Here is a 16,120-nt window from a genome sequence, read left to right as displayed (position 1 = left end):
GATAACTTTTCAACTTTTGCTTGACGATCGACAAAAGTGTGTCTAGCTTGATGTGTGAGCGGTGTCACTGAGACGAGGCATTGCTGAGAAGCCCTAGCCCGCACGCTCCAGCTATTACAAAGAGGTAATCAACTTGTCGAGCCAAGCACAGCAATCACCGACCCTCCTGGGAGTCGGCATTCTGGGCGCGGGACCTGTGACGCAGGCGATCCACCTCCCCTCCCTCGCGCGGCTGGGGGACATTCTCGAAGTCCGCCACATCATGGACGTCGACCCCGCCGTGGCCGAGTCGGTGGCAGGCCGGGTCGGAGCACGCTTCAGCACCAGCATGGACAAACTCCTCGCGGACCCGGCGGTGGACATCGTTGCCATCTGCAGCCCGCACCAGTTCCACGCACCCCAGGTCATCGCCGCCTGCCGGGCCGGCAAGAAGGCTGTGCTGTGCGAAAAACCGTTCGCCATGAACGGGGAAGAGGCTGCCGCCATTTCCGCCGTTTCCGCCGAAACCCGCGTTCCCATCATCGTGGGCGCCATGCACACCTTCGATCCCGGCTGGCTCGCGGCGGAGGAAGCCTGGGGCGGCCTGCCCGAGCAGGTCCACACCGTCCGGTCGTCCATCGTCCTTCCGCCCAACCCCCGCTTCGAGGACTTCGCCACCGAGATTGTGGGCCGCGTTCCCGTGCCGGGCCGTGACTCCACCGATCCGGAGGCCCTCAAGGCCATGCTCACCGGGGGCGTGATGGGCCTGGCCATCCACGACCTTCCGCTGGTCCGCCGCTTCACCCCCGACTTTGCGGCGGTGGAAGTCCTCCACGCTGAAACCGTAAGCCCCTACGGCTACGTCATCTCCCTGCGGGCCGGAGACGTCACCATCGAGCTCCGGGCCGCAATGAACGGGACCTGGGAACCGTGCTGGACGTTTGAAGCGATCGGCAACGACGCCTCCCTGGAAATCGACTTCACCCCGTCCTACGTCCATGCAGGCTCGGCAACCGCCCGGATCCGGACGGCCGGGCGGACCGTCACCCTGGGGCCTTTCGGCCACAACGGCTACGAGGGCGAGTGGCGCAAGCTGGCCGAACTGGCCGGCGGGACGGGCCAGCCGCCGTCTGCCGAGACGCTGATCCATGACCTTGAGTTCGCGCTGGCGATCGCCGAGGCGGCCGCAGGCCGGATTGACGCCGGTGCTCCCCACGACGCAGCCGCAGAGCAGGAGGTCAACGCATGAGCACGCAGTTGTCCGTGTACGCGGACGCACAGGCAGAAGCAACCGGCGCGGTGTCAGCCGTCGTCGCTTCCCTTCCCCTGTCCCTGGCTCCGGCCCGGTTTGCTCCGGACGGCGCAGGCACGCCGGACGTCGTCGCCGTCGCCGGCCATGCCGGCTGGACTGATCGGGCGTCCACTGCCATCCGCAACGGAGCCAAAGGCGTTGTGGTGTCCGCCCCGGTGGCAGAAGACCCCGCCGGACTCGCAGTCGTTGCAGATGCTGCCGCCGCCGTGGTGGTTCTTGACCTGCAGTGGGCCGGAAACGTGGCGCTTGCCTCCACCAGCAAGAACGTGCACGTTGTCATCGCCGCCGCCCTCAACGACGCTGTCCTGGTGGACTCGGTTGCCATTGCGGCACCGGGGGCGGATCCCCTGCGGCCGCTGACGGACCAGCTTGCCGTCCTGGTGCAATGCGGGATTGACGTCCACAACCTCCGGATGGTCCAGCGCAACGGGAACGGCTACACCGTGGCCGGCGTCCTTGCAGGCGGAGCGCCCGTCGCGCTGCAGGGCATCCTCACCTCCGCACTGCCGGCCACCGCCAGCGTCTCAATCCTTACGACAGCCGGGCGTGCCGACGTGGTACTGCCGGACCCCGCAGCAGCCTGGCCGGCCGAAGTCCGGGCAGTCACCGCAGACGGTGCGACGACGCTTCCCACACTGTACGAATCCTCCCACCGGACCAGCTGGTCGAGGGTCCACTGGCATGTTTCCTCCGGAACCACCGCCAACGACCTGGCACAGTTCACCGCCGTCATGGCACTCCTCAACCAACTCACCAGCTAGACAGCCCTACCGAACCACCAGCAGTTCCAGTTCCTCAAGTCACCATCCACTCATTGTCGAGAAGGGCCCGGGCATTCAGTCACTCCGGGCCCTGAAAGGAAACTATCGTGTCTACGAAACCCTCCATCGCATCTTCCGCCTTCTCCCGGCGGGGGTTCCTGGGATTCGCCGCGGCTGCGGCCTCCGTTCCCCTCCTGGCCGCCTGCGGCGGAGGGTCCGCTTCGCAGGGCGGTGGAGGCGGCGCGGCTGGAACCATCAAGTTCTGGGACATGCCGTGGGCCACCCCGGCCTACAACGACGCCGCGAAGGGTATTGCCGAGGGTTTCTCGGGTGCCAACGGCGGCAAGGCCTCCTACCAGATCATCCAGTGGGCCAACTTCTACCAGACCTTCTCTTCGGCAATCGCATCCAAGACCGGTCCCGCGGTGTCCACGGGTGGCGGTTTCCAGGCCTTCCAGTTTGAGCAGCAGGGCCAGATCGCCTACGCGGACAAGGTCATTGAGAAGCTGAAGGCCAACGGCCAGTTCGATGACTTCCTGCCGGGCGTACTGGACCCGTTCAAGTCGAGCAAGGGTTACGTGGCCGTTCCGTGGCAGCTGGACATGCGCGTCTTCTGGTACCGCAAGTCCTTGTTCGAGAAGGCAAACGTTGCCCTGCCGACGGACTGGCCTTCCCTCCTTGAAGCGGGCAAGGCGCTGAAGAAGATCGGCGCATTCGGCTTCACCACAGGCGCAGGCGCCGGCAACAACTACGCCAACCACTCGATGATCATGATGATGGTCAACAACGGCGGCGGTGTGTTCAACAAGGACGGCGAACTGGACCTCCTCAACGACCGCAACGTCGAAGCCATGGAGTTCGTCCTGGAACTCGTGTCCAACGGCATCGTCGACCCCGCCGCGGTCAGCTACACCACCGACAACATGTCAGCGCAGTGGAAGGATGGCAAGGCAGGATTTGGCCTGTTCCAGGTGAATGTCCCGCAGCGTGTGGGCGACACCTCCGGAGACCTGCTGGTGGCCGACCCCCTGACCGGGCCGCACGGCGACAAAGCCACCATCGTCTTCCCGAACAACATCATGATGTACACCAACACGCCCTCCCAGGAAGCGTCCGAGGAGTTCCTGGTGTACTACCTGGGCCAGCTCAAGCAGCTGTGGCAGAAGAAGCTGATGTCAGCCCTGCCCGTCTTCAAATCCATCACCGAAATGCCCGAGTTCGCCAGCGATCCCAACAACGTCAAAATCGTCAAGGACTGGCAGCCCATCGCCAAAACCTTCGCCTCCCAGGGCAACACCCTCAACGCCAACCTCGCCGCACTTGACGGCGGACAGGCGCTGAACCAGTTCAGCCAGACGATCATCACTGGAAAGTCGGATGCCAAAACCGCGCTGCAGGCGTTCCAGTCCGGCCTCGAATCCGTACTGAAGAAGTAGAACGGAACCGGCTATGTCCAGCACCACAACACAGTTCGGGCTGGCCCGGGCCCGCCGCGGAGTTGCTCCCGGCGGGACCGGGACAGCCCCCGGTAAACGCAAGAGCAAACTCTCCGCCCAAGCCACAAGAACATTCTTCTTGCTGCTGCTCCCCTCAGTGGTCCTGCTCGTGCTGATCCACGGCTGGCCGCTGATCCAGGCCGGCGTCCAGGCCACCCACGACGGCAACCTGCTCCAGACCGGAAATTTCGTTGGCGTGGAAAACTTCTCCAACGTGCTGAGCTCACCGGCGTTCTGGAAAGCAGCGCAGTTCACTCTCTGGTTCACCCTTGTGGGCGTGTTCGGCTCCTGGCTGGTCGGCCTGGGCCTGGCGTTGCTGCTCCGCACCAAGATTCCCGCCGGCAGTACCTTCAAGGTCCTGCTCCTCCTGCCCTGGGTGGTGCCGATCGTGGTGTCTTCCACGGCGTGGAACTGGCTGGTGGCCACTCCGGACAGCCTGATCCCCTCTCTCTTCCGCAACCTCGGCCTGGGAACCCCGCTGTTCCTGGCGGACCCCGCCCTCGCTTCCGTCACAGTCATGGCGTTCAAGGTCTGGGTCAGCTTCCCGTTCATGATGATGATGATCTCGGCAGCCCTGGCCTCCGTGGACAGCACCGTGTACGAGGCTGCCAGCATGGACGGCGCCACCCGCTGGCAGCAGTTCAGCCAGATCACCCTGCCGCTGATCGCCCGGTCCACCTACATCAGCTGGATCCTGATGACCATCTTCTGCGTGAACGATTTCCCCACGATCTACCTGCTCACCGGCGGCGGCCCGGTCAGCGCCACCACCTCCCTCGTGGTCCTGGCCTACCGCACCGTCTTCCAGGACTTCGCCACCGGACCCGGTGTCGCGATCGCCTTCCTCATGACCATGACGCTCGTAGTCATCTCCGTCATCCTCTACCGCCAGATCCGAAAGTCGAGCGTCGAATAATGAGCGCAGTCCTTCACGCCCACCCAGAATCCGGCCCCACCCTCGGCGTCGTCGGCCCCGCCAAGAACAAGCGCGTCCTCTCCGAAGCCGGCATGCGCGGACGCTGGTGGCGGTTCACACTGATCCTGGTCATCACCGCGATCGTGTTGGTGCCCATCATCGTCACCGTACTCCTGGCCTTCACACCCGGGCCGAACAGCACCGCCACGGGCCTGACGTTCGAGAACATCAGCGGCGTCTTCTCCAAGACCCTCGCCGCAACCTGGCTGCAGAACAGCCTCATCACCACCTTGTCCACCGTGGTGGTATCCGTCGCGGTTGCAGCCCCGGCCGGCTACGTCCTCTCCCGCGGCCGCAGCAAGGCCGTGTCCGGCTACTCCCTGCTCCTGTTCGTGATGCAGTCCCTGCCCATCATCACCTCAGTGGTGCCGCTGTTCATCCTCTTCGCAGCCATGGGACTCGTGGACAACCTGCTGGGCATCACCATCATCTACGTCGGCTCCACCATGACGGTGGCCACCTGGATGATGGCTGCCTACTTCGACTCCATCCCCATCAGCCTCGAGGAAGCGTCCTGGATCGATGGCTGCTCCGTCTTCGGCTCCTTCACCAAAGTGGTACTCCGCAACTCCCTGCCCGGCATCCTCTCCACCGCGATCTTCGCCTTCCTGCTGGCCTGGAACGACTACCTCGTGGCCATCGTCTTCCTTCGCTCCAACGAGATCTTCACTCTCCCCATGGGCGTCCAGTCTTTCTTCCAGCAGAACGCCACGGACTGGACCTCCGTCATGGCCCTCGCCGTGGTCATGATGCTCCCGCCCGTCATCGTCTTCGCCACCCTGAACAAATACTTCAGCGTCGGGGGCATCGGCGGATCCCTCGCCGGCCGCTAAGCAACGCCGGCCGCTAAGCCGCACCGCCTGCAGCCGGCACTGAACCAATTCCGGAACGAAACTCCCGCAAAGGAACAAAATGTCTTACTCACTCCAGCTCTACACCCTGCGCAATGCCATCCAGGAGGACCTGCCCGGCACCATCCGCAAGGTAGCTGAGATCGGCTTCACCCAGGTTGAGCCCTACAACTTCGTGGCCACGGCCAAGGAGCTCGGCGCCGCCCTGAAGGAGAACGGCCTCACTGCACCGTCCGGCCATGCTCCCCTGCTCAGCCAGGACCAGGACGAGATCTTCGCCGCCGCCAAGGAACTGGGCATCAGCACCGTCATCGACCCGTTCCTGCCGGCCGAGCACTGGCAGAAGGCCGGGGACATCCAGGCCACCGCCGCGAACCTCAACGCGGCGGCCAAGAAGGGCGCCGAATACGGCATCCGGGTCGGGTACCACAACCACGCATGGGAACTGGAGTCCAGCATCGAGGGCCGCACGGCACTGGAGTACTTCGCCGACCTCCTGGACCCCGAACTGGTCCTGGAAGTGGACACCTACTGGGTTGCCGTGGGCGGCCAGGACCCCGTGGACATCCTGACGAAACTCGGGGACAGGGTGAAGTTCATCCACATCAAGGACGGCCCGCTGAACACCGACACCAAGGCCCAGCAGCCCGCCGGCCAGGGCAAGATCGCCGTCTGGGATGTCATCGGCGCCGCCAAGTCCCTGGAAGTGGGAGTCGTGGAGTTTGACGACTACTCCGGCGACATCTTCGACGGCATCGCCCAGTCCCTGGCGTTCCTGAACGCCGACGCCAGCGAAGGCGCCCAGTCCGAAGGAGCGCGGGCATGAGCATCTCCTCCACGAAGAAGGGGCCGGTGGGCGTCGCCGTCATCGGTGCCGGCAACATCAGCAAGCAGTACCTGGACAACCTGACGATGTTCCCGGACCTGAAGGTCCACGTCATCGCCGACCTCTTCGAGGACGCGGCCGCGGCGCGGGCGAAGGAATACGGAATCGCCGAGTCCGGCGGGGTGGATGCGGCCCTAAACCATCCCGACGTCGAAATCATCGTCAACCTGACCATCCCGGCCGCGCACGTGGAGGTGGCCACCGCCGCCGTCAACGCCGGCAAGCACGTGTGGACCGAGAAACCGTTCTCGCTGGACCGCGAATCCGGCCTGGGGCTGCTGAAGGCCGCGGATGCCGCCGGGCTCCGGCTCGGCTGCGCGCCGGACACCTTCCTCGGCGCCGGCCTGCAGACGGCCCTGCGGATCATTGAACGCGGCGACATCGGCACCCCGCTGACCGCCATGACCACGTTCCAGACCCCCGGCCCGGAATCCTGGCACCCGAACCCGGCGTTCCTCTTCCAATACGGTGCCGGTCCCCTGTTCGACATGGGCCCGTATTACATCACCGCACTGGTCCAGACATTCGGTTCCGTGCGCAAGGTGGCGGCCATCGGCTCCAAAGCCAAGGAAGTCCGGGTCATCGGCTCCGGCCCCAAACTGGGTGAGGAATTCACGGTCGAAGTGCCCACCCACGTGTCCGCGATGGCCCAGTTCGAGGGCGGCCAGTCCTCGCACAGCGTCTTCTCGTTCGAGTCGCCGCGGCAGCGGATGGGCTTCGTGGAGATCACCGGCACGGAGGCCACCATTTCCCTCCCGGATCCCAACTACTTCGACGGCGACGCGCGGCTCTGGCGCGCGGGCGATGAAGAGTGGACCGTCATTCCCGCCACCGGACCGTCCAACGGCCGCGGCATGGGCGTGCTGGACATGGCCCGCTCCATCCGGGCCGGGGTTCCGCACCGCGCCACGGGCAACCTCGCCTACCACGTGCTGGACACCATGGTCTCGATTTCCGAGTCCGTGGAATCCGGCACCTTTGTCAACGTCGAAAGCTCCGCCCCCGCGTCCCCGGCCCTCCCCGAGGACTGGAACCCCACCGCTTCCACCCTCTAGGAACCAGGCAATGAACTCCCCCGAAAGCACGGACGGCACAAACCCGGAAAACCCTCCACTGGGTGTGGCGATGATCGGCTACGCGTTTATGGGCAAGGCCCATTCGAACGCCTGGCGCAACGTGGCCTCCTACTTCGATGTTCCGGCCTTCGAGCAGAAAGTGCTCGTGGGCCGGGACGCGGGGCAGGTCGCGGCCGCCGCCGCGAAGTATGGCTGGGCCGAGTCGGCGACGGACTGGCGCTCGGTCCTGGACCGGGACGACATCCACATCGTGGATATCTGCGCGCCGGGCTGGATGCATGCCGAGATTGCCATCGCGGCGCTCGAGGCCGGCAAACACGTCCTGGTCGAGAAGCCCCTGGCCAACACCTTGGCCGAGGCCGAGGCCATGGCGGACGCTGCCCGCACCGCCCGGGAACGCGGCGTGCAGTCCATGATCGGTTTCAACTACCGGCGTGTCCCGGCCCTGGCCCTTGCGAAGGAACTCATTGCCGAGGGCAGGCTGGGAACAGTCCGGCACGTCCGCGCCGCGTACCTGCAGGACTGGCTGGTGGACCCCGACTCCCCCATGACGTGGCGGCTGAACAAGGAAACAGCCGGGTCCGGCGCCCTGGGCGACATCGCCTCGCACGCGATCGACCAGGTCATGTTCCTCCTCGACGGCACGGTCACCGAGGTTTCCGGGCGGCTGCACACCTTCGTGACCAGCCGCCCCGGGACGCACGGCCCCGAAGAGGTAACGGTCGACGACGCCGCCTGGGCCACGCTGACCCTGGACTCCGGGGCCATCGCCTCGGTGGAGGTTTCGCGCATGGCCACCGGGCAAAAGAACTCGCTCAAACTGGAGATCTACGGGGACAAGGGCTCCCTGCTGTTCGACCTCGAAGCCATCAACGAACTCGGCTTCCTGGACGCCACCGTCCCCGTCCGGGAACAGGGCTTCCGGCGCATCCTGGTCAACGAACCCGAGCACCCGTACATGGCTGCCTGGTGGCCGCAGGGCCACGTGATCGGCTGGGAACACACCTTCACGCACGAGATCCGGGACTTCCTCGCCGCGATCGACGGCGGCACCCCGCCGTCGCCGTCGTTCGACGAGGGCCTGGCCGTCCAGCGGGTGCTGGCTGCCATCGAAGAATCCGCCAACGCCAAATCCTCCATCATCCAGCTCACCACCTCCCCCGTCCCCGCCACCGAAGGAGCCTGACATGCCCCGCCCGTACACCCTGTTCACCGGCCAGTGGGCCGACCTCCCCTTTGAGGAAGTCGCCAAGCTGGCCTCCGGCTGGGGCTACGACGGCCTCGAAATCGCCGTCTCCGGGGACCATCTGGACGCCTGGCGCTGGGACGAGCCCGGCTATGTCGAGTCCAAACTCGCCGTCCTGGAAAAATATAACCTCAAAGTCTGGGCCATCTCCAACCACCTCAAGGGCCAGGCCGTCTGCGATGACCCCATCGACTTCCGCCACGAAGCGATCGTCGGGTCCAAGGTCTGGGGCGACGGCGACCCCGAAGGCGTCCGCACCCGCGCCGCCGAAGAAATGAAACACACCGCCCGGCTCGCCAAAGCCCTCGGCGTGGACACCGTCGTCGGATTCACCGGCTCCTCCATCTGGCAGTACGTCGCCATGTTCCCGCCCGTCCCGGAGAAGGTCATCGAGGCCGGCTACCAGGACTTCGCGGACCGCTGGAACCCCGTCCTGGACGTCTTCGACGAATGCGGCGTCCGCTTCGCCCACGAAGTCCACCCCTCCGAAATCGCCTACGACTACTGGACCACCGTCCGCACCCTCGAAGCGATCGGCCACCGGCCCGCGTTTGGCCTGAACTGGGACCCGTCCCACTTCATGTGGCAGGGCATCGACCCCGTCTCCTTCATCTGGGACTTCAAGGACCGGATCTACCACGTGGACTGCAAGGACACCAAGCTCCGCCCCACCGGCCGGAACACCGTCATGGGCTCCCACCTGCCCTGGGGCGACCCGCGCCGGGGCTGGGACTTCGTCTCCGCCGGCCGCGGCGACGTCCCTTGGGAATCGTCGTTCCGCGCCCTGACGGCGATCGGCTACAACGGCCCCATCTCCGTCGAATGGGAAGACGCCGGCATGGACCGCCTCCACGGCGCCCCCGAAGCCCTCGCCGCCCTCAAGAAGTTCGACTTCCCCGCCTCCCAGACCAGCTTCGACGCCGCCTTCAGCAGCAAGGACTAGGGTCTATGGCGCCCTCTGACGCACCTCGAGGTGCACGACGACGACGCCGCCTTCGGCGAAGCCCGCTGGGGCGTCGGCGCGCAGTGCCGGTGGCGGAACATCCGGATCAAGGAGCTCTAGGCATGCTGCGCACACTTCAGCCCGGACAGCGCTGCGAGGTGTGGATTGCGTCCGTCACGGGCGAATCCGAACTTGTCTACAACACGGACGAGTTCCTCCTCGAAGCACCCAACTGGACGCTCGACGGCTCGGCCCTCATCCTCAACGGGGACGGGAAGCTATGGCTTCGAGCCGGGCAGCGGTTCACTCAGCCCGGTTCCGCTCACCGGCGTTCCCGACCTCAACAACGACCACGTCCTGGCCCCGGACGGCAGGCAGATCTATCTCTCGGCGAACGACGGCCACATCTACTGTGCGCCGCTGGGCGGCGGCGCGGCCGAGCGGGTCACGGCCGACGACGGCTCCTTCCACTTCCTGCATGGCGTGAGTCCCGACGGCGGTGACCTCGCGTACGTGGGAATCGACGGCGGCGACTTCAGCCGGCCCGGACGGCTCCTGACCATCCCCGCGGACGGCGGGCCGACGTCGTCGTTCGACACGGGCGACGGGCACTGCGACGGGCCCGACCAGCTATATACGGTTTCCCAGCGGAACCGAAGGCCATCCCGCGGACCTGCCGGTCGACGTCGTGCTGGTCTCCACCAGTGACTGGGGCACACCGCTGCACATCTGGCCGCTCTTCGGAGGACAGGGAACGCTCAACGTGAACAGCTGGTCGCCGGACTCCATCCGCTTCGCCTACGTCGCCTATCCCGCCCACTGAGGGCGTGCGGGAACTAGAGTTTTGGGCATGACGCACACCATCCGCAAAGCAACAGCGGACGACGCCGGCCGGCTGGCCGGGCTCGCCGCCGTCACCTTCCCGCTGGCCTGCCCGCCGGAATCCTCCCCGGACGACATCGCGGCACACCTGGCGAACACCCTCAGCGAAGCAAAGTTCCGGAGTTACCTGGCGGACCCGGACATTACAGTCCTGGTGATCGATTCCGACGGCGATCTCCGCGGCTACAGCATGCTCGTGGACCGTCCGGCCGGCGACCCGGACGTTGCCGCCGCACTGACCGTCCTGCCGTCGGCCGAGCTCAGCAAATGCTATGTCCACCCGGACCATCACGGGCTCGGTGCCGCGGCCGAACTGATGCACGCCAGCCTGGATGAAGCCGCAGCCTCCGGTGCCCGCGGAATGTGGCTGGGCGTCAACAGCCAGAACGCCAAGGCCATCCGATTCTACGAAAAATCAGGATTCCGGAAGGTCGGCACCAAATCCTTCAACCTGGGAACCACGGTGGAACACGACTTCGTGATGGAGCGGCCGCTCGCCCACCCAGCAGCGCGAACGGACACTTAAGCCCCAAGCAGTGAGCAACGCTACATGCCCGCTGGGGAATGGATGCCGCGGGCGACGGGTTGTTGCCGGCATGAAGATTGAGATCTGGTCCGACGTCGCCTGCCCCTGGTGCTACATCGGCAAGCGCCGTTTCGAAGCGGCCCTGGCCGAATTCCCGCACCGCGATTCCGTGGAGGTGAAGTGGCGCAGCTACCAGTTGGATCCCGGCCTGCCCGAGCACTACGACGGCACCGAGCTGGACTACCTCAGCACCCGCAAGGGCATGGCCCCGGCGCAGGTCTCACAGATGTTCGACCACGTGGCGGAGCAGGCGAAGGGCGAGGGCCTCAACTACCGGTTCGACACCGTAGTGGTTGCCAACAGCTTCACGGCACACCGGCTGATCCACCTGGCCGCCGCGCACGGCAGGCAGGACGCCGCCAAGGAGCGCCTGTTGAGCGATCACTTTGAGCACGGCAAGGACATCGGCAGCCGGGAGTACCTCACCTCCCTGGGGCAGGACCTGGGGATCGACGCCGGGGAACTGGATGAGCTGTTCACCACGGACAAGTACGCCGAGGACGTCCGCTTCGACTTCGAAGAAGGCCGTGCCCTGGGCATCAGCGGCGTGCCGTTCTTCGTGATCGACCGGAAGTTCGGACTATCGGGCGCCCAGCCATCGGCCATGTTCAGCCAGGCACTCAACCAGGCATGGCAGGAAAAGCAGCCCCTCGTTATGGCCGGCACCGGCGCCCCCGGGAGCAAGAACAGCTCCGACGACACTGCCGGCGCGTGCGGCCCCGACGGCTGCGCGGTCTAAGCCGCCGCGCTCGCCGCGCCCGCCACGGGCAGGTTTGCTGACAGATCACTGTAAAGTGTCTGTATGCCTAGGATTTCGGCCGCCACGAATGCTGCCCAACGAGCCGAGACCCAACGCCGCATCCTGACCGGCTTCGGCGAGCTCCTCTTCACCCACGGCCTGCCCGGGCTCACCATGACCGATGTTGCCCGCCATGCCGGCATCGGGCGCACCGCCGTGTACAACTACTACGCGGACATCGAAGAGCTGCTCATCGCCTACGCACTGGACGAAACCGAGCGCTTCCTCGACGGCCTCCGGGAGTCGCTGCAGTCCCTGGAGAACCCGGTGGAACGCCTTGCACTCTACGTCCGGGCCCAGGTGGAGGACCTGAGCCGCCGCCACCTGCCGCCGGGTCCTGCCATGGCCGCCGTGCTCTCGCCCGCGTCCTTCTCCAAACTCGCGGACCATGTGGGCGAACTCAGCCTCCTGCTGCAGGACATCCTGCGCGACGCGATGGCGCAGGGCTACCTCCCTGAGGCTGACATCGCGCAGCTGGCCCAGCTCATCCACGGCACCCTGTCCTCCAGCGCCGCCCGCGGCGACGGCACCGCCGAGGCGGTGCTCCGCACCGTGCGGTTCATCCAACTGGGCGCCGGGGCACGGTTCGACGACGGCGGCCAGCCGGTCCGGCTCGCCCAGCCGTAAGCGGGCTCAGCCGGCTTTGGGGATCACCGGCCACTTGGCGCTGTCCACGATCCGGCGGCTCTCGCGCGGGCAGCTGAGTTGACCGGGCGTCTGGTCCACGAGTTCCGGCGCGGTCAGTTCCTTGAAGTCACCCGTGAGGATCACATCCACGCTGCCGTCCGAACGGCCGTCCTGAAAGTAGTCAGACGCGGGGAGGTTCCGCTGGACGGTGAAAGCGGCCGACTGGCCCGCAGCCCCGGAAACCACTGCGGCCACGCCCCTGTAACCGGACTGGGTGTTGTCCACCACTGCCACCGCGAATTTCCTGGCCAGGAACTGGTCCGCCACGGCACGCGCCAGGCCCGGCCGGTTGGTGGCGTTGTAGACGTTGAGGCTGACCTTCTCGTTCGGGGTGTAGTCAAAAGTGGCTGTGGGACACGCGGAAGCGGCAGACCGGCTCCGCTCCGCCGTCGGGATCTTGATCTGTCCGTTCATGATGGCCAAGGCAACGATGATTGCGGAGATGATCAGCCCCAGCAGCAGAACCAGCACCACGCCGTGCAGGATGCGTCGTCGCAATCGGACGGGGTCGTCCGCGGTTTCGTCGTCATCGACAAACGTGGCTCTGAGCTCAGGCCCGGAGACCACGCGGTGCCCGTGCAGGACCGTGATGTCCTTGGGTTTCCTAGCCATCTATCACCAGCACGCGGGCGTGGATGGCGGTGCGCTGGTGCAGTGCGGTGCGGACGGCACGGTGCAGCCCGTCCTCGAGGTACAGGGTTCCCCGGTATTGCACCACATGGGGAAAGAGGTCGCCGAAGAACGTGGAGTCCTCAGCGAGGAGGGCCTCGAGGTCGAGGGTGCGCTTGGTGGTCACCAGTTCGTCGAGCCGGACGGGCCGCGGAGGCAGGGCAGCCCATTCCTTCGGGGTGTTGTAACCATGGTCGGGGTAAGGGCGTCCCTCGCCCACAGCTTTGAATATCACCCTGCAAGCCTATGGATGTTGCCCGCCCAAGGGAACGAATGACCCCACGCAGGGCCAAGGTTGTAGCCAAACAGTGACCATTGGCTGCCCGCGGCGGCGCAAGGCAACATTCTGCGCCGGGACCGCCCGGACTGAGAGAATGAAGCCATGACTGCATCCGAGACCCAGGCCGCCGCGTCGTCGTCGGCTCCTCCCCTTGCCCTCCTGCTCGACGTCGACGGCCCGGTGGCGAGCCCGGTCACCCGCAACGTCAAGCCGGAGATCATCGCGGACATGGTGGCCCTCGCCACCGCCGGGATTCCCGTCATCTTCAACACCGGCCGCTCGGACGCATTCATCCGCGAACAGGTGATGGGGCCCATGATCGCGGCCGGCATGCCCGCCGGAACGGTCATTCACGCCATCTGCGAAAAGGGGGCCGTCTGGTTCAGCTACACGGCTGCCGGGCCCGGGCCTGTGCACGTGGACCACGACCTTGCCGTCCCACGCGCCTACGGTGATGACGTCCGCCGACTGGTTTCGGAGGATTACTCGAAACACATGTTCTACGACGAAACCAAGCGTGCCATGGTGTCCGTGGAGCAGCACATCGAAGTGTCCAGCCAGGACTACCTCGACGAACAAAAGCTGTTCGACGCCGACGCCATGGAGCTGATGGCCCGCCACGGCCTGGGCGTGGTCCGCCTGGACCACCATGCTCCCGACTCGGACGACCAGATCGACTACCGGGTGGATCCCACCATCATTTCCACGGACATCGAGTCAGTACGCCTCGGCAAGGACCTGGGTGCAAGCCGTGCTGTGGAGCTGCTCGCGGCGCAGGGCGTCCGGCCGCAGGCCTGGCGGACCGTGGGCGATTCGCGCACCGACTACGCCATGGCCGACTGGCTGCACCACAACGACCACGACGTGAAGCATGTGGACGTCCGCCCCGCGGACGGGATTCCCGTCAAGCCGTATGCGGTCCTGACGGCCGCCGATCTGGGGCTCGCCGAAGACGTGATCCACGACGACGCCGGCGGGGCTTTCCTGCGCAGCTGGCGGGAGGCTCTGGCCGGCTAAGTCCGGATTAGTCCAGTTTTTTGGCGCGGGTTATCATGCAGGTAGGACCTCTATAGACAAAAGCTCGGAGAAACACCATTACAGACGCACTCGTTCAGGATGAGATCTACTACGGCGGTCAGGCCTCCGACGACGGCAGGAGCCACCCCGAGGTAACGTCGCCGGCGGCTGTCGCGCGGCTGAAGAACCGCCCCGATGTGGTCCGCCACCGCGGGCGTTATGCGCTGATCAACGACACCCGCACGCCGTACCAGGCCATGGTGGAGGACCTGCTGTTTATCCGCAATGTCCTGGCGAACGCGGGCCTGGACTACCTCTTGGTCCGCGGCAACAACCACAGGCCGGTCATTGCGCTGGACTGGGAGAACCGGAAGAAACTCCGGGCCGCGCTGGTGGAAGCATGCCGTGACGAGCCCGTCTACTCCATGACCGTGGATGCCAAGAAGAAGTCCTCTGTCCTGGTGGCCGACGGCGAGCTCTCCCCCAGCCGCCAGGCCCGGATCTTCCGGCTCTACCGCCCGCGGGTGGAACCCAACGGCGGTTTCGAGTTCGGCTCCTCCGCCGGCGTGCAGATCGAGCTGTGGAGCTTCGAAGGCGACCAGCTGGTCCTGCCGATTGAAAATTCCCTGACCCGCCGGACCATGCTCACCACCGACGCTGTTCGCGGCACCGTGGAGCGCTACGGGCACACCTGGCCCACCATCGAGAACATGTTCGCGGACCACGCCAGCGACATCAGCTTCGACATCGACATGGTGTTTTCCTGGGTGGACGGCAGTTCCCCGGAGTACATCGCCGCGCGGCGCGCCAGGATGGCTGGCATTGTTGTGGGCGAAGGCGATGACCATGAGGCGCGGTACCGCCAGATTGACGAACTGAAGTACGCCCTGCGCTCGGTGTACATGTTTGCGCCATGGGTGCGGCGGATCTTCATTGCCACGGACTCCCCGGCTCCCGCCTGGCTGGCCGACCACCCGTCGGTGACCATTGTGCGCAGTGAGGAATTCTTCGCGGACCCGTCCGTGCTGCCCACGCACAACTCACAGGCCGTCGAGTGCCAGCTGCACCACATCGAAGGGCTGTCGGAGCATTTCCTGTACTCCAACGACGACATGTTCTTCGGTCGTGCAGTGGGACCGGACATGTTCTTCACCCCGGGAGGGGTCACCAAGTTCATCGAGGCGGAAACCCGCATCGGGCTGGGCGACAACGACGCGGAACGCAGCGGCTTCGAGAATGCCGCCAGGGTGAACCGGAAGCTCCTGTGGGACCGGTTCGGCCGCATCACCACCCGCCATCTGGAACACACCGCGGCCCCGTTGCGGCGGAGCGTTGTAGCCACCATGGAGCAGGAATTCCCGCAGGAATTCGCCAAGACCGCAGCCAGCCGGTTCCGCGCTGCGGACAATATCTCCGTGACGAATTCCTTCTACCACTACTACGCACTGCTGACCGGACGCGCGGTCACCCAGACCGCAGCGAAGGTCAGGTATGTGGACACCACCGTCCGCGCCGGGCTCAACTACCTGCCCAAGCTGCTGGCCAAGCGCAACATGGACTTCTTCTGCCTGAACGACGGCAGCTTCCCCGAAGTGGAGGCCGAGGAACGCGCCAGGCTGGTGACGGACTTCCTGGAGAAGTACTACCCCATCAAGGCACCCTGGGAAAAGTAGG

General features: G+C 65.7%; 18 protein-coding genes. 16 read left to right on the top strand and 2 right to left on the bottom strand.

Translation table 11 applies throughout. From position 1 onward, the window contains the following. Positions 1-133: 133 nt before the first annotated feature. From AC1MDG_RS03105 to AC1MDG_RS03040, 14 genes are all read left to right on the top strand, one after another. Positions 134-1,228, top strand: a complete 1,095-nt coding sequence (locus AC1MDG_RS03105; protein WP_479807470.1) for a Gfo/Idh/MocA family protein — start codon at positions 134-136, stop codon at positions 1,226-1,228. Beyond that, positions 1,225-2,052 carry a hypothetical protein gene (locus AC1MDG_RS03100; RefSeq protein ID WP_479807469.1) on the top strand — a complete coding sequence of 276 codons (828 nt, stop codon included), beginning with the start codon at positions 1,225-1,227 and terminating at the stop codon, positions 2,050-2,052. Before AC1MDG_RS03105 ends, AC1MDG_RS03100 begins: the two co-directional genes overlap by 4 nt. Before the next feature lie 107 nt (positions 2,053-2,159). Next, a complete protein-coding gene (locus AC1MDG_RS03095) occupies positions 2,160-3,488 on the top strand; it encodes an ABC transporter substrate-binding protein (protein ID WP_479807468.1) in 1,329 nt (442 codons plus the stop codon). A gap of 13 nt (positions 3,489-3,501) precedes the next feature. After that, the gene (locus AC1MDG_RS03090) at positions 3,502-4,464 is read left to right on the top strand and encodes a carbohydrate ABC transporter permease (RefSeq protein WP_479807467.1); all 963 of its coding nucleotides are present in this window, start codon (positions 3,502-3,504) and stop codon (positions 4,462-4,464) included. Then, a complete protein-coding gene (locus AC1MDG_RS03085) occupies positions 4,464-5,357 on the top strand; it encodes a carbohydrate ABC transporter permease (RefSeq protein ID WP_479807466.1) in 894 nt (297 codons plus the stop codon). The genes AC1MDG_RS03090 and AC1MDG_RS03085 overlap by 1 nt, the downstream gene beginning before the upstream one ends. A gap of 79 nt (positions 5,358-5,436) precedes the next feature. Then, the gene (locus AC1MDG_RS03080) at positions 5,437-6,201 is read left to right on the top strand and encodes a sugar phosphate isomerase/epimerase family protein (RefSeq protein ID WP_479807465.1); all 765 of its coding nucleotides are present in this window, start codon (positions 5,437-5,439) and stop codon (positions 6,199-6,201) included. Further along, a complete protein-coding gene (locus AC1MDG_RS03075; RefSeq protein WP_479807464.1) occupies positions 6,198-7,316 on the top strand; it encodes a Gfo/Idh/MocA family protein in 1,119 nt (372 codons plus the stop codon). Before AC1MDG_RS03080 ends, AC1MDG_RS03075 begins: the two co-directional genes overlap by 4 nt. Positions 7,317-7,326: 10 nt before the next feature. Continuing rightward, positions 7,327-8,523 carry a Gfo/Idh/MocA family protein gene (locus tag AC1MDG_RS03070; RefSeq protein ID WP_479807463.1) on the top strand — a complete coding sequence of 399 codons (1,197 nt, stop codon included), beginning with the start codon at positions 7,327-7,329 and terminating at the stop codon, positions 8,521-8,523. Position 8,524: 1 nt separating this feature from the next. Next, the gene (locus tag AC1MDG_RS03065; protein WP_479807462.1) at positions 8,525-9,526 is read left to right on the top strand and encodes a sugar phosphate isomerase/epimerase family protein; all 1,002 of its coding nucleotides are present in this window, start codon (positions 8,525-8,527) and stop codon (positions 9,524-9,526) included. Positions 9,527-9,718: 192 nt separating this feature from the next. Beyond that, positions 9,719-10,234, top strand: a complete 516-nt coding sequence (locus tag AC1MDG_RS03060) for a TolB family protein (RefSeq protein ID WP_479807461.1) — start codon at positions 9,719-9,721, stop codon at positions 10,232-10,234. Next, complete coding sequence (locus AC1MDG_RS03055) at positions 10,215-10,349, top strand: hypothetical protein (RefSeq protein WP_479807460.1); 135 nt, start codon at positions 10,215-10,217, stop codon at positions 10,347-10,349. The genes AC1MDG_RS03060 and AC1MDG_RS03055 overlap by 20 nt, the downstream gene beginning before the upstream one ends. A gap of 27 nt (positions 10,350-10,376) precedes the next feature. Beyond that, positions 10,377-10,934 (top strand): N-acetyltransferase family protein, encoded by a 558-nt coding sequence (locus tag AC1MDG_RS03050; RefSeq protein WP_479807459.1) that lies wholly within the window; start codon positions 10,377-10,379, stop codon positions 10,932-10,934. Positions 10,935-11,004: 70 nt separating this feature from the next. After that, positions 11,005-11,733 (top strand): DsbA family oxidoreductase, encoded by a 729-nt coding sequence (locus AC1MDG_RS03045; RefSeq protein ID WP_479807458.1) that lies wholly within the window; start codon positions 11,005-11,007, stop codon positions 11,731-11,733. 63 nt (positions 11,734-11,796) lie between these two features. Beyond that, complete coding sequence (locus AC1MDG_RS03040; protein ID WP_479807457.1) at positions 11,797-12,420, top strand: TetR/AcrR family transcriptional regulator; 624 nt, start codon at positions 11,797-11,799, stop codon at positions 12,418-12,420. A gap of 6 nt (positions 12,421-12,426) precedes the next feature. On the opposite strand, the gene AC1MDG_RS03035 is transcribed toward AC1MDG_RS03040, so the two are convergent. After that, a complete protein-coding gene (locus AC1MDG_RS03035) occupies positions 12,427-13,092 on the bottom strand; it encodes a LytR C-terminal domain-containing protein (protein ID WP_479807456.1) in 666 nt (221 codons plus the stop codon). Continuing rightward, the gene (locus AC1MDG_RS03030) at positions 13,085-13,384 is read right to left on the bottom strand and encodes a type II toxin-antitoxin system VapB family antitoxin (RefSeq protein ID WP_028272925.1); all 300 of its coding nucleotides are present in this window, start codon (positions 13,382-13,384) and stop codon (positions 13,085-13,087) included. The genes AC1MDG_RS03035 and AC1MDG_RS03030 overlap by 8 nt, the downstream gene beginning before the upstream one ends. Positions 13,385-13,531: 147 nt before the next feature. Between AC1MDG_RS03030 and AC1MDG_RS03025 the strand changes: the two genes are divergently transcribed. Further along, a complete protein-coding gene (locus tag AC1MDG_RS03025) occupies positions 13,532-14,446 on the top strand; it encodes a hypothetical protein (RefSeq protein ID WP_479807455.1) in 915 nt (304 codons plus the stop codon). Positions 14,447-14,643: 197 nt separating this feature from the next. Continuing rightward, the gene (locus AC1MDG_RS03020) at positions 14,644-16,119 is read left to right on the top strand and encodes a stealth family protein (protein WP_479807454.1); all 1,476 of its coding nucleotides are present in this window, start codon (positions 14,644-14,646) and stop codon (positions 16,117-16,119) included. The last annotated feature ends 1 nt before the right edge of the window (position 16,120 follow it).

The sequence above is a fragment of the Arthrobacter sp. AIWTK1 genome, assembly GCF_056680535.1.
The sequence above is the reverse complement of the archived record's forward strand: the minus strand, read 5'-3'. Positions and strand labels throughout refer to the sequence as shown.